This is a genomic window from Pectinatus haikarae, assembly GCF_050916305.1.
Classification (GTDB): Bacteria; Bacillota; Negativicutes; order Selenomonadales; family Selenomonadaceae; genus Pectinatus; species Pectinatus haikarae.
Genome location: NZ_CP116940.1, coordinates 1,914,575 through 1,929,525, shown reverse-complemented (window position 1 = coordinate 1,929,525; position 14,951 = coordinate 1,914,575). Strand labels below are relative to the sequence as shown.

Annotated in this window: 7 protein-coding genes and 1 riboswitch; of the genes, 4 read left to right on the top strand and 3 right to left on the bottom strand. The window is 38.9% G+C overall.

The features are described from left to right. Positions 1 to 1,224 precede the first annotated feature (1,224 nt). The 3 genes from NXG61_RS09460 to fba all read right to left on the bottom strand — a co-directional run bounded on the left by NXG61_RS09460 (position 1,225) and on the right by fba (position 6,272). Positions 1,225 to 2,529 carry an RNA-binding domain-containing protein gene (locus NXG61_RS09460; protein WP_307225340.1) on the bottom strand — a complete coding sequence of 435 codons (1,305 nt, stop codon included), beginning with the start codon at positions 2,527 to 2,529 and terminating at the stop codon, positions 1,225 to 1,227. 1,017 nt (positions 2,530 to 3,546) lie between these two features. Next, a complete protein-coding gene (gene guaA / locus NXG61_RS09455) occupies positions 3,547 to 5,088 on the bottom strand; it encodes a glutamine-hydrolyzing GMP synthase (protein WP_307225345.1) in 1,542 nt (513 codons plus the stop codon). 218 nt (positions 5,089 to 5,306) lie between these two features. Then, on the bottom strand, positions 5,307 to 6,272 hold the full coding sequence (gene fba, locus NXG61_RS09450) for a class II fructose-1,6-bisphosphate aldolase (protein ID WP_196604596.1): 966 nt from the start codon (positions 6,270 to 6,272) through the stop codon (positions 5,307 to 5,309). A 296-nt stretch (positions 6,273 to 6,568) separates the two neighbouring features. Between fba and typA the strand changes: the two genes are divergently transcribed. The 4 genes from typA to rpoB all read left to right on the top strand — a co-directional run bounded on the left by typA (position 6,569) and on the right by rpoB (position 14,944). After that, positions 6,569 to 8,383, top strand: coding sequence for a translational GTPase TypA (typA, locus tag NXG61_RS09445; protein ID WP_196604595.1), 1,815 nt, complete (start codon positions 6,569 to 6,571; stop codon positions 8,381 to 8,383). 106 nt (positions 8,384 to 8,489) lie between these two features. Next, entirely contained in the window at positions 8,490 to 8,990 is a 501-nt protein-coding gene (locus NXG61_RS09440; protein ID WP_196604594.1) for a cell division protein SepF, read from the top strand. Between the two features lie 188 nt (positions 8,991 to 9,178). Then, positions 9,179 to 9,262, top strand: a riboswitch (cyclic di-GMP riboswitch). A 52-nt stretch (positions 9,263 to 9,314) separates the two neighbouring features. After that, positions 9,315 to 10,994, top strand: a complete 1,680-nt coding sequence (locus tag NXG61_RS09435) for a diguanylate cyclase (RefSeq protein WP_307225341.1) — start codon at positions 9,315 to 9,317, stop codon at positions 10,992 to 10,994. A 224-nt stretch (positions 10,995 to 11,218) separates the two neighbouring features. Continuing rightward, the gene (gene rpoB / locus NXG61_RS09430) at positions 11,219 to 14,944 is read left to right on the top strand and encodes a DNA-directed RNA polymerase subunit beta (RefSeq protein ID WP_307225342.1); all 3,726 of its coding nucleotides are present in this window, start codon (positions 11,219 to 11,221) and stop codon (positions 14,942 to 14,944) included. The last annotated feature ends 7 nt before the right edge of the window (positions 14,945 to 14,951 follow it).

The window sequence follows — 14,951 nt, the reverse complement described above, 5'->3', positions numbered from 1 at the left end:
AATCCTGTATTGTAATTACAAGGACTAGCGGCATTTTTTTCTATGGTGAGAGTTCTTCAAGTTTTGTGTAAACACTAAAAGCTAATATAAAATTAATAGTAATATAATTTAAGGGTATTGCTTGTAAAAGTGATGCCCTTTAAACATCTCTTTCTAAAAGGCGTTCTTCAAAATAGATATCTAGCTGTGCCCTTATTTGACTCCAGTCTTGTCGCCGTCCAGTCCATTTTTTAGTAATGTCCATCATTGCTAAATACAACATTTTTAGGAGGCTGTCGTCTGAAGGGAAAATCGTCCTGGATTTGCATAAAGTCTTCCATACAAGCTACAAATGCAGCATTTTCTTTTCTTGGAATACACCAATAGGCATTTAAATGTGGTTTGATTTCGTTTTTTTCAGTGCCTTACAAATTGTTTCCGGGCAAACATGTTCTACGATGTGTAATCCCATAGCTTTAGCAGCGATCATTTTTAAACTCCAACGACTATGCCCTGCAGGTGCTTCACTACATGCTATCTGCAAAATTCCAGCTTCCGCTTCGCCATCGACAATGGGCGATATTTGAGGGATTGGATTCCGTCTATATTACATGGTTTTTTCAAAACCGAGGTCTAAATATTCTTTAGAAACTCTAATTATGGTTTGTGCTGTAGTATGAAGCTCTTCAGCAAGCTTCCTCTGATTTGGGGTCTTTTCCATCAAGGGCTAATAAGATATTGTCTCTTTTTACCAGCCTTGCAGAAGTTTTTCCCTTAGATAATATTTGTAATAATTTTTTTCGTTCTTCTGTGGCTAAGTTAATCTGGTACTCATGCTTCATTTACCATCATATCCTCAATCACATTTTACTATACTTGTTTAATAATTCAAAGTAGATGACACACTAGGTCGAACATCATAGGATTCCACAAGTTCATCAGTTTATGCCATCTGCTGAAGAAGTGTGTAAATTTTAAAGTAATCGTCCGCCCTCCTCGGAGTCCGGAGGGATTGTGCGATTTGCAAAAAAAGATTGCGGTCGTTCATGCCGGAGCAGTCTTGAAGTACATAGCCAAGTTGCCCTGCTCCAAAGAACAAAAGCTAGAATTAGTTTCCAATATCCAAAACTCTTTTAAAGACTAAAATAAGCAAGAGAAGGCATTTAAACCACTTCTCCTGCTTATTTTTTTGATAGTAGTAAGACAATTTCCTTCGTTTGGATTTTCATAATTACCTAAACATATTTATGAGCAAGGCCGATAATGTGTGTTTTTTCCCTTACCTTCTTGAATCAGCTGCCCATTTTTTATCATTTTTTTTAGCAGGCGTCCACTGGTTGTCTGTCCGATCTCTAACAGCTTTTCAACTTTCTTCCGTGTTACCATGCCCTGTTTTTTTGCCAGTTGGATTACTTTTTCCTCCTGGCTGTCGTCTTCAGTACTTAGCTGTTTCTGCTCAGTCTGCGCATTAAGATTTGGCAGGATAAGCTTAAAAACATTATCGGATGTTTCAATCTGCGGTATCTTTCCACTGACTTCATAAGCATTCATAATCTTTCGCATACCAGTTCCGTAGGCTTCAATCAGCTCCAAACGATAGAATATATTTGCCAGCTTTGTGTTACGACAAACAGAAATACCCATCAACACATCCTTCAATGTTACCCCGGAAACAAGGCCTCCAATTGAGGTAAATTCTATTCTGTCACTATAGATACTGATAAGCGTACTGGCCCTAAACGAGTATTCCCGGTGTACCAGGGAATTTAACAGAGCCTCTCTGACAGCTACCTCCGGATAATCCCTGGTATCGATACGCCGCAGTTTATCAAACGTAGAGCGCGTCTGATTGTGAAAATCAATATAATCATAAACCTCTTCCATCTGCTTAAACAGAGAGCCGGAAAACTCCTTCCGGTCTTTGAATACACTTTGATTTGTTCCTTCAAAAACAGCAGCCTTAATGGTATGTACGCATTGTTCAGAAAGAAGTAATCCAAGATTGGTATATATGCCATCCTGACTGATCATTCCCAATGTTTTCATTTGAATCGGTCCAAACAAAATATTTCTTTCTGAAAATTCTTTTTGTGCCGCCTCGAAAGTCAATTCCTGCTCGATTGACCGTATTTCCTCAAAGCTGTCTCCATCGGTTTCTTTAATCATTCGCCGTATTGCGGTATCTGTAGCAGGTACAGAAGAATAGCCCTGCCTGACATAAACACCTTCGGGACGCAACCCTTTTTTTGCAATATAATAAGGACGCTGCGTTCCGCGCTGAATCTCAACGGCAATAATGCTCTTTTCCTCTACTTTCAATGTTTCATAATGAAGAAACATTGTCAAATCCGGCTTAATTGCGTCGCTCACCATGTTACTGATCTGCAAAGCTGCCCCATCCGGATCATCTACACCGATAACTTCACTATCATCCCGAACACCAATGTAAAGTTTCCCGCCCTCGCAGTTTGCAAAGGCGATGATCTCTTTTTTTATATCGTCTACAATGATCGTTTTCAATTCTACAGTTTCGCTTTCCTGAAAGACCATTTGCACACCTCCCAAAAACTTTCTAATTACATTCTAACCGTTCTAATCATTCTTGTCAATAGCTCAGTTAGAATGGTTAGTATATTTAGTAAATGGCTATAAGAACTTCTTATTTGGCAAGTTTCCCGCTATCCGGATTTTCTGCTGAGTGAGATAGAAAAAGCTAAGTGCTTTATTGCTGTTGACATTCTACTATTCATTACCAAACAATTTCACCCAGGTACTTTTCAACATTTGAATACTGTCATTTTCCCATTTGTTAACCGTATAGACATGAAATCCATACAGATTACCAAATTCTTCTTTCGTTAGACCCAGGCTTTGACGCAATGCACGTATTTGCTGACCTTGTCCATTGTATAAAAAGGTTATACTGATCAAGCAGGGTTGTAATTTCAATGCCAAAAAGCTAGACGATTTTACTTAGCGTGTCCAAAGGATAGGGAATTTTTCTGTCCTCCTGTTCATAAGCACAGTAAGTAGCGCGGTGAATCCAGTTCTGTCAGCAACATCTTGTTGCCGCAGTGCGATAACAGCGCAGCTTGTCCGCTACTGTGACAATGCCAGCCGGGTCATGATATTAAATATTAAACCTTTGAACTTCAAGCAATTTGCGTGGCTCCGGTAATCGGAAGCCGTGAATACATAAGGCGCATAGGTAACGCTTCCGTTACAATGGCAGGTCATTATATGCATATGGTTGCTAAGGTGCATGAACGGGTGCCATTTTCCCCAAAAACATAAAAGAAAATATCACCATGTCGTGGGGCACTGCCATTTATTCTCCAAAAGGCATTTTCCCGTATTCTACCTGGCTTTGCCAGATATGCCCGCCACTCCATGGTGACCGCTCTTTTTTAGCAAGCAGAAATCCCTGTATTTTCGCGGGTTGAGGATAAAAAAAGACCCTGCATAAGCTTCGTAAAAAGCTTTAATGCAAGGTCTTTTTGTCTATGTCGGCGGGTTAGCCATTTTGGCCCTTTTCAGAATAAATGGCAGTGCCCCGAGACAATTATTTTATTCCCACTCAATAGTAGCAGGAGGTTTCGATGTTATATCATAGACTACTCTGTTGACTCCGGGCACTTCATTTACTATCCGGCGTGATACTTTATCGAGTACTTCATAAGGTATCTGCGCCCATTCAGAAGTCATTGCATCGGAGCTTGTAACAGCACGCAAGGCAATTGTATGACAATATGTACGGCTGTCACCCATGACACCGACTGATTTTATATTTGGCAAACACGCAAAATATTGCCATATTTTTTCAGAAAGACCGGCAGCGGCTATTTCTTCACGGAAAATAGCGTCGGCTTCACGTGTAACGGCTAATTTATCTTCTGTCACCTCTCCGAGGACACGTATGGCAAGTCCGGGTCCCGGAAATGGCTGACGCCATACCAGATCATGAGGAATACCTAATTTTTCGCCGACTGCACGCACTTCATCCTTAAAAAGTTCACGCAGTGGTTCAATAAGCTCGAATTGCATATCCTCAGGCAGCCCGCCTACATTATGATGGCTTTTTATCGTAGCAGAAGTCTTTGTACCACTCTCAACTACATCCGGATAAATTGTTCCCTGCACAAGGAAATCCATTTTCCCTAATTTATCGGCTTCTTCTTCAAATACGCGGATAAATTCTTCACCTATTATTTTTCTCTTTCTTTCAGGATCGGAAATGCCTTTTAATTTCCCCAAAAATCTATCGCGGGCATCAACACGAATAAAATTCATATCAAATTGATTTTTGAAGATTTGTTCAACTTGGTCACCTTCATTTTTGCGCAGCAACCCATGATCAACGAAAATACATACTAATTGTTTGCCGACAGCCTTGTGCGTCATCACAGCAGCCACCGAAGAATCGACTCCGCCGGAAAGAGCGCAGAGGACTTTTTTTCCGCCGACAATTTCTTTTATTTGTTTGATCTTGCTTTCAGCAAAGGATGTCATATTCCAGCTGCCTTTTACATTACATACATTAAACAGAAAGTTTTGCAGCATCTTTTTTCCGAAAGGTGTATGTTCTACTTCAGGATGAAACTGAACACCGTAGATTTTGCGTTTTTCATCAGCCATTGCGGCGACAGGTGCAGCCTTTGTCGTAGCCAATATTTTAAAATTTTCCGGAGCTTTTGCTACATAATCTCTATGGCTCATCCAACAAGTATCAGCATTATCGATTTCCCCAAAAATAATATCATTCTTTTCCAGTTGTATTGAGGTTTTGCCGTATTCTCCTGAATCAGCATGTTCCACTATACCACCGAGTTCATTGGCAATAATTTGATGCCCGTAGCAAATACCGAGCACAGGTACATCTATGTCAAATAATCCTTTTACGGCCTGAGGGGTATCTTTGGCATAAACACTGGCAGGCCCGCCCGTAAGAATTATTCCTTTTGGATTTTTTGCCTTAATTTTATCAAGTGTATAATCATAAGGTACTATTTGGCAGTAGACTCCGCATTCTCTGACCCGCCTGGCTATAAGCTGATTATACTGTCCGCCAAAATCAATAACAAGTACTAGTTCATTACTGTCTGTCAAAATAAATCCTCCTAATTATAAATGTAGCTGCAGTAACAAGAACAATTAGCTCTGCTGCAATTAGCTTTATCCGAAAGTCTACTATATTATCTTTCAAATAGCAACAGCAATGCAATATAAATAATGCTCCCTTTACAGCAACAGTTTACTATGTAATACTGTCTGCTGTAAAAAGAGCAGTTAAAAGAATAATTTTATTCTCTTTTTATGCTGATCTCAGTTTAAGCTTTGTTATTGCAGCCAAGGACATCAGTAATTTTATGTTTAACAAGTTCCTTAATGTAAGCTCTGGCTGGTGTAAGATACTGGCGCGGATCAAAGTGATCCGGATGTACCGTCAAATGTTCACGAATACCTGCTGTCAAAGCCAGACGCAGATCTGAATCAATATTAATCTTGCAGACTGCCAATTTAGCAGCTTTTCTGAGTTGTTCTTCCGGAATACCGACAGCATCAGCTAATTTACCGCCATTTTTATTGATGATATCGACATATTTAGGAATGACAGATGAAGCACCATGCAATACTATAGGAAAATTAGGAAGTCTTTTTTCAATTTCTGACAGTATGTCAAAACGGAGTGGAGGCGGAACTAAAACACCATCTGCATTTTTAGTGCACTGTTCCGGCGTAAATTTAAAAGCACCATGGCTCGTACCGATTGCAATAGCCAGTGAATCCACACCTGTTGATTTTACGAAATCTTCAACTTCTTCAGGCTGTGTATAGGAAGAATCTTCAGAAGATACGTTTACATCATCTTCTATTCCGGCAAGTCTTCCCAATTCACCTTCGACTACTACGCCCTTCTTATGAGCATATTCTACAACACGTTTAGTAAGTTCAATATTATCCTTAAAACTATGCTTTGAACCGTCAATCATGACAGAAGTAAAACCGCCATCAATACAGGATTTGCAAATATCGAAATCAGCACCATGGTCAAGATGCAAAGCGATTGGCAAATCAGTATCTTCGATAGCTGCCTCTACAAGTTTTGTAAGATAAACATGTTTAGCATATTTACGGGCACCAGCTGATACCTGAAGAATAAGAGGAGCATTTTCTTCTTTGCCCGCTTCAGTGATGCCTTGAATAATTTCCATGTTGTTTACATTGAAAGCGCCGATAGCATAGCCGCCTTCATAGGCTTTTTTGAACATTTCTGTAGTTGTTACTTTTGCCATTAATGATACCTCCAAATTTATAATCTGAGCAACCTTATAAATTATAACACACTTGCAGTATCTTTGCATAATGCTTCAGCCATAATTGTCAAAATTTTTCCATATTCAGCAAGATGATTTTCATATCTATTTATCAATATTATTTGTTGTCATCACTTAAATAGTATTGATTTATCTTGGAAGGAAATTCTAAAGATGCTGTTTTTAAATTATTGACACCGCTGAATATTTATAATATCATAGTGAAGATATACAGTTAACATTGAGATTATTTCCTGGAGGAATGTATTTAAATTATGAGTACGAATGAAAAACTTAGAAATATTGCTATAATTGCTCATGTCGATCACGGCAAAACAACACTGGTTGACGCTATGCTTAGACAGAGTCATGTTTTTCGTGCCAATGAGCAGATAGCAGAACGTGTCATGGATTCCAATGATTTGGAAAGAGAACGCGGTATTACTATACTGTCAAAAAACACTGCTGTTATGTTCGGTGATATAAAAATAAATATAGTAGATACACCCGGTCATGCTGACTTTGGCGGAGAAGTGGAACGCGTTTTAAACATGGTCGACGGCGTACTCTTGTTGGTGGATGCATTTGAGGGTCCTATGCCGCAAACAAAATATGTTCTTAGAAAAGCTTTAGAACAAAAATTGAAACCCATAGTTGTAATAAATAAAATTGACCGTCCCGACCAGCGTGTGGATGATGTCTATGATGAAGTCTTAGAACTTTTCATGGAACTGGGTGCGGATGATGATCAGCTCGATTTCCCGGTTGTATACGCTGCTGCACGCGATGGTATCGCCAAGCTTTCCATGGACGATGAAAGCGATAATTTGGAACCTCTGATGAATCTTCTGATAAAAGAAATCCCCGCACCAAAGGGTGATGCTGACGGACCTTTGCAAATAATGGTGACTACACTGGACGCAGATGAATATGTAGGGCGTGTAGCAATTGGACGTATTATCCGCGGTCATGCCAGAGAAGCTCAAAATGTTGTGATAATAAGCGGTGATGACCAGAAAAAGGCAAAAATTGGGCAGCTTTTTGTTTATCAGGGACTTAAAAGAGTTCCTGTAAAAGAGGCCGGTCTCGGTGAAATAGTTGCTGTAACTGGATTGGGTGATGTAAGTATAGGCCATACTATAGCTGATGCAGAACAACCAGAAGCATTACCTACAATAAATATAGATGAACCTACACTTTCCATGACCTTCGGTGTAAATACCAGTCCTTTTGCCGGCAAGGAAGGTGAGTTTATTACTTCCCGTCATTTACGTGACCGCCTGTATAAAGAAACTGAAACAAATGTCAGTCTCAAAGTTGAAGAAACTGATTCTGCCGATACATTCAAAGTATCGGGCCGCGGTGAACTTCATCTGTCAATTTTAATAGAAACCATGCGTCGGGAAGGGTTTGAATTACAAATCGGTAAACCTGAAGTAATCTACAAAACAATAAACGGACAGCTTTGTGAACCGATGGAAAATCTTTCTATTGAAGTTCCTCAGGAATTTATGGGAACTGTAATGGAATCACTGGGTACACGTAAGGCTGAACTTTCCAATATGGTAGAGCTTTCCGGTTATCTTAGAATGGAATTTACTATTCCTGCTCGCGGTCTCATTGGTTTTAGATCCGAGTTTTTGACTAATACTAAAGGCAACGGCATTATGAATCATGTGTTCCACGGTTATGTTCCTTATAAGGGAGACATATCCGGACGCGCCCGTGGTTCTTTGGTTGCTTTTGAACAGGGTGAAACCACTTCTTACGGAATCTATACTTTACAAGATCGCGGTACAATGTTTATCTCACCAAATCAACATATATATGAAGGCATGATAGTCGGTGAAAACAGCCGCGATATTGATATTGATATCAATCCATGCAAGAAAAAAAATGTATCAAACATGCGCACAAGTTCTTCTGATGAGGCAATAAGGCTTACCCCTCCGCGTATCTTAAGCCTTGAACAGGCTTTGGAATATATAAATAAAGATGAACTGGTCGAAGTTACCCCGCAAAGTGTGCGTTTGCGTAAATCTGTACTTGATAAACAGCGGCGCGGTCGTATGAGAAAAAGTTCGAAATAAAATTAAAAATTTTTTTCGATCTAGAAGGATTTTATTCTTGTTCGTAGAATACAAATAAACAATAAATATATTCTGGTGTGTTTTGTGATGAGTGGGGGTGATTTTATTGAAATTGATAAACAAAATAGCCAATATCTTAATGCCAATAGAAGAAGTGGATGAGTCGTTCGATTCTGTTACTGCCGAACAACGGGATCGGTCAGAGTCTTCTTCTTTGGAAGAAAAACGACAGTTTGATAAACAGGAACCAGTGCCATCAGAGGCTGAGTCATCTCCAATATCGTCTGTTCGCTCTCGTTTATCTGTACATGCCAATAAAGTTTCTGATATGAAAATTTTTATCTTTAAAATTAATGCATTCGACGAAGTAAAATCTATAGCTGATGCATTAAAACAAAAACGCGCTGCACTTGTAAATTATGAAAAAGTTGATACTGAAACGCAAAAACGCATTTGTGATTTTATCAATGGTGTTTGTTATGTACTCAACGGTGAAGTTAAACGTATATCAAACACAATGGTTCTATATGCACCAGAAAATATTACTATCGGCAATGGTGTCATTAGAGGTGCAGATGGTATGTTCAGAAATGATATAGCCAGCTGAATTTCTTGATATTATCCTGATCGTTATGGGCTTTCTTTTACTCTCAAGGAAAGCCCGTTTTGTTTATTTATATATATAATTCATGAGTTTTTTAGTTCAAATGGTGTACATATGAAACAAAAGTTTTGATCTGCCCGCTATATATCTGAAATTTTATGTGAAATTTTATTTTGTATACCGTTTATATAAAATATTGTTGGCAAACTTGCTGAAAGGCAAGGACGCAAAGCCTTGGGTCTACCGAGATAATCCATGATTGCCAGGCTGCATTATTTATTAGTGCAGTCTGGCTTTTTATTTGAATGAATAATCTGGAGGTATAGAATGTACGTCTTGCATATAGGACGAGATAGGCTTTTTTCAAAAAAATTACAGAATTTAGTGGTAAAAAGTGGTTTTATATATAAATATACAGTATCTCTGGAAGATACCTGTCATGAAATAAACAAAAACAATTTTTATTTGATAATTATTGACAGAGATGTCCATACACCTTATATAGTAAAAATGATACGCAAAAATAATTTTACTGCATACAACCAAATCATTGTAGTTTCGCCGGATGATGATTTCAATATAAAAAAATATTATTTTAAGTTAGGCATAATGGCCTATTTTTATAAAAAGAATTTTGACAGCAACAGATTTTGCAACTATCTAAAAACATTAAATGATGAAATAAAAATCATCACTACTTTGAAATCAATGAAAATTGCAGTCGTTGATGATAATCCTTTTGCACTTGATGTGATAAAGGACTTTTTTTTATTGCATAATATAAAAAATGTAGATTATTATCAAAACTCTTTGGATTTTTTACAAGAAAAACAACGCTTCGATCTTTGCTTTATTGACTTGGTAATGCCTGTTTATGACGGAGAAACTTTAGTCCGTCATACCCGTGAAACCAATAAGGACACTATAATTATTATCATTACAGGCTACAATAATGAAAAAAACATTACGCACCGTCTAAATATAGGTGCTGATGATTTTATGCTCAAACCATTGGATTTTACTATATTCATGTCCAGGATAAATTCATGTATAAGCCGGCATAAATTAAATAACGATCTGCAAAAAGACAGCGAAAAACTTTTTGAACTGGCCACAAGAGACGCTCTCACTAACCTCTATAACAGAACATACTTTCTGGATGCATATAAACGTAAAGTTGCCGAAACACTGAGGACTAAAGAAAAGTTTTCTCTGATTTTATTGGATATAGATCATTTCAAAAATATTAATGATGAATATGGTCATCTAAAGGGTGACTACGTGCTCAGGGAAACGGCAGCTCTGCTGGAGCGTAATCTACGCCAGTCAGATATTTTGTGCAGATGGGGCGGTGAAGAATTTATCATTCTCTTAGGGCATACAGATATCAGTAAAGCTGCTATTGTAGCAGAAAATATGCGCAAAATCATTGAAAACAACGCTTTGACCGGTCTGCGCTCCATTACTGCCAGCTTTGGTGTCATAGAGTATTCTATAAATATAAGTTCGAAAAAAAACTTCACTTTTTTGGATAATTCTCTGTATCTGGCAAAATCTATCGGCAGAAATAAAATTATCTGTAACGGAGATCTGCGTTTGTTTAATCAAGAAAAAATCAGTGAAATAGAATGGAATCCTTTTTTTAAAAGTGGCAATCCAATTATTGATAATGACAATAGCATGTTGATCAACATGTCTAACGATCTTATAAAAAAGTGCCATTTCCCAGATCAATTTAAAGATACAGCTTTGCTAAAAAAAATAATTTTCACCGTTGACGCTCATTTCAAAAGAGAAGAAAATATTATTAAAACAATAGGCTATGAAAAATATGAAGAACATAAATCAACTCATAGAAGTTTGGTGCTAAATGCAATAAAAATGCACGATGCCGTTGACAACGGCAGTGAAACAATGGTAAATGCTATAAAATATGTTATAGAAGAAGCTATTATCGGTCACGTCATAAAATCTGACTTTGATTTTTTCCCGCTGCTGCGTCAATAATTTTACTTGACCATGAACAAACGCTGTGCTATAATTGATTATTACAGAATGGCTAATTATCCTCAAAAGAGAAATATCTCTTGAGGATAAAATATATCAGGCGGGGTGTACAATGAAATATTATGAAATTGAGAGAGCAAGGTGTGAAAAATAATAACGGCCTTGCCTTTTTAATGTTCGTTTATTGCTTTATTATTGTTTAAATGTGCTGAGGGGTGAAAATTTTGTTTAAACCTGTTCCTGTGGGAAAAAGAACAAGGTATAGCTACGCCAAAATTAAAGAAGTTATGGATATGCCGCATTTGCTGGATATCCAGAGAAATTCATATGAATGGTTTATGAAAGATGGGCTTAAGGAGATTTTCCATGATATATCACCAATACAGGATTTCACAGGAAACCTTGTATTGTCGTTCGAAAATTTTTCTTTAGGCGATCCTAAATATGCTATTGATGAATGTAAAGAACGTGATACGACCTATGCTGCACCATTACGTGTTAATGTGCGCCTTATTAATAATGAAACTGGTGAAATAAAAGAACAGGAAGTATTCATGGGTGATTTTCCGTTAATGACGGAAACCGGTACATTTATTATAAATGGAGCTGAGCGTGTCATAGTAAGTCAGCTGGTACGCTCTCCTGGTGCTTATTACGGAGTGGCAACTGACTCAACTGGCAAACAGTTGTATAGTTCTACGCTTATTCCTAACCGCGGCGCGTGGATAGAGCTGGAAAATGATGCTAATGATGTGATTTCTGTGAGAATAGACCGGACGCGCAAACTTCCTGTTACTATTCTTATAAGAGCACTTGGCATCAGTTCCAACCCCGCTATTGCGGAGCTTTTTGATAACGATCCCCGTATCGTCAATACAATGGAACGTGACAGTGCTGTTTCAAAAGAAGAAGCACTCGTTGAGATATATAAAAGGCTGCGTCCCGGAGAACCGCCGACAATTGAGAATTCACAGGCCCTTCTGGACGGACTTTTCTTTGATCCTAAAAGATATGACCTTGCTACAGTTGGCCGTTATAAGGTCACAAAAAAGCTTGGCTGGAAACGACGCCTCACTGGGCATGAGCTCACACAGCCGCTTGTTGATCGTACGACCGGCGAAATAGTTGTTCCGGCGGATACCCTAATTGATATGTCTATGCTTGAATCTATAAACGTAGAACAAGAAAAGAATATTTTTGGTGACGGTGAAATGATATCTTTCTACGTAAAAAGCAAGACAGATAAGCCAATGAAAATGATCTGCTCACCGACACTTGAATATCATCACAGAACTATTACTATAGAGGATATAATGGCATCAATAAATTATCTTCTTAATCTGATGGACGGTATAGGCTCTACTGACGATATAGATCATCTGGGAAATCGTCGTGTGCGTTCTGTTGGTGAGCTTCTGCAAAACCAATTCCGTATTGGTCTTTCAAGAATGGAACGTGTTGTCAGAGAAAGAATGACTATTCAAGACAATGAAGTTATAACGCCCCAGGCGCTTATCAATATACGCCCTGTAGTTGCTGCGATAAAAGAATTTTTTGGTTCAAGTCAGCTATCTCAGTTTATGGATCAGCACAATCCGCTCAGTGAATTGACGCATAAGCGCCGTCTAAGCGCATTGGGTCCTGGCGGACTATCACGAGAACGTGCAGGATTTGAAGTTCGTGATGTTCATAACTCACATTATGGACGCATGTGTCCTATTGAAACTCCTGAAGGACCTAATATCGGACTTATTGGTTCTCTATCCACATATGCTCGTGTGAATCGTTTTGGTTTTATGGAAACACCTTATCGTAAAGTTGATAAAATCAATAAAAAGGTCACAAATGAAGTATATTATCTCACTGCGGACGAGGAAGATGACATCGTCATCGCTCAGGCTAATGAAAAATTGAATGAAAATGATTGGTTTTTATCAAATCGCGTTACCGCTCGTTTTCATGAAGAAACAAGTCTCATGCCTGTTGATTCTGTTGATTATATGGATGTTTCACCTAAGCAGGTAGTTTCTATAGCAACCGCAATGATCCCTTTCCTTGAAAATGATGATGCCAATCGTGCCTTAATGGGCGCAAATATGCAGCGTCAAGCAGTACCACTGCTTCGTACGCAGGCACCTTTAGTCGGAACAGGAATGGAATATAAGGCCGCCTGTGATTCGGGTGTAATGGTTTTGGCTAAAAATGCAGGCACAATTTCAAAAGTCACTGCCGATCAGATCGTTGTCCGCAAGGAAAACGGCGATCATGATATATATAAACTCCAGAAATATCTGCGTTCCAATCAGGGCACCTGCATTAATCAGATGCCAATCGTTTGCAAGGGTGATAGTGTATATAAGGGACAGCCTATTGCAGACGGACCGGCAACTGATCACGGTGAACTTGCTCTTGGCTACAACATAATAGTAGCATTTATGCCATGGGAAGGTTACAACTATGAAGATGCTATTCTTCTCAGCGAGAAATTGGTAAAAGAAGATATTTATACCTCTATTCATATCGAAGAATATGAATGCGATGCCCGTGATACAAAATTAGGTGCGGAAGAAATAACACGTGACATGCCTAATGTTGCCGAAGAAGCTCTCAAAGATCTTGATGAAAAAGGTATCATCCGCATAGGTGCTGAGGTTCGTCCTGGTGATATATTGGTTGGCAAGGTAACTCCTAAGGGAGAAACTGAGCTCACTGCAGAAGAAAGACTGCTGCGTGCCATATTTGGTGAAAAAGCACGAGAAGTCAGGGACACATCACTGCGCGTTCCGCATGGTGAAGCAGGCAAAATTGTCGATGTAAAAATTTTCAGCAGAGAGAATAACGATGAATTACCACCCGGTGTAAACCAACTTGTTCGTGTATATATAGCCCAAAAGCGTAAAATAGCTGTCGGCGATAAAATGGCTGGCCGTCATGGCAATAAAGGGGTCGTATCACGTGTCATGCGTGAAGAAGATATGCCTTTCCTGCCAGATGGAACGCCTGTAAATATCGTTTTGAATCCTCTTGGTGTCCCTTCGCGTATGAACATAGGACAGGTGTTAGAAACGCATCTTGGCATGGCAGTACGTGAACTTGGCATGCAGATAAACGCGGGCGACCTTTCCGTGGAAAAACGATTGAGAGAAATCGGTTATGATTTTGATGCTTATGATATGCCTAAACCCGATACCGCTGGATTGCATATAGCAACGCCTGTATTTGATGGTGCAAAGGAAACTGAAGTATTTGAAACACTTCACGCATCAGGTTTTTCTAATGATGGCAAAACCATCCTCTATGACGGACGTACCGGTGAACCTTTCGAAAATCCTGTAACTGTCGGCTGCGTATATATGCTTAAACTTCATCATCTTGTTGATGATAAAATTCATGCCCGTTCCACAGGGCCGTATTCACTTGTAACTCAGCAGCCTCTCGGTGGTAAAGCTCAGTTTGGTGGACAGCGTTTTGGTGAAATGGAAGTTTGGGCTCTTGAAGCGTATGGAGCTGCATATACATTGCAGGAAATATTGACCGTGAAGTCAGATGATGTAGTCGGCCGTGTAAAAACCTACGAATCCATCGTTAAAGGTGAAAACATACCGGAACCGGGCGTCCCTGAATCATTTAAGGTTCTTATTAAAGAACTGCAGAGTATCGGCCTTGATATAAAAGTTCTTTCTGAGGACGCTCAGGAAATTATGATTCATGACACGGATGAAGATATTATCGATGCATCTAATGACAACTCGGCAATCCCCACTAAACCGCCGACTGAAGAAAAACCTAATCAACCTGAACCTCAAAAGCAGGAAAATAATATTGTAGATGACGATGACATTATTGCAGAATTAGGCAATATGACAAATGAAGAAGATATGGGCGAAACTGGCAGAAACAGTTCATCAAATGCTGATAATATGACAGATGATGACGATTATAATGAATAGAGGGGAG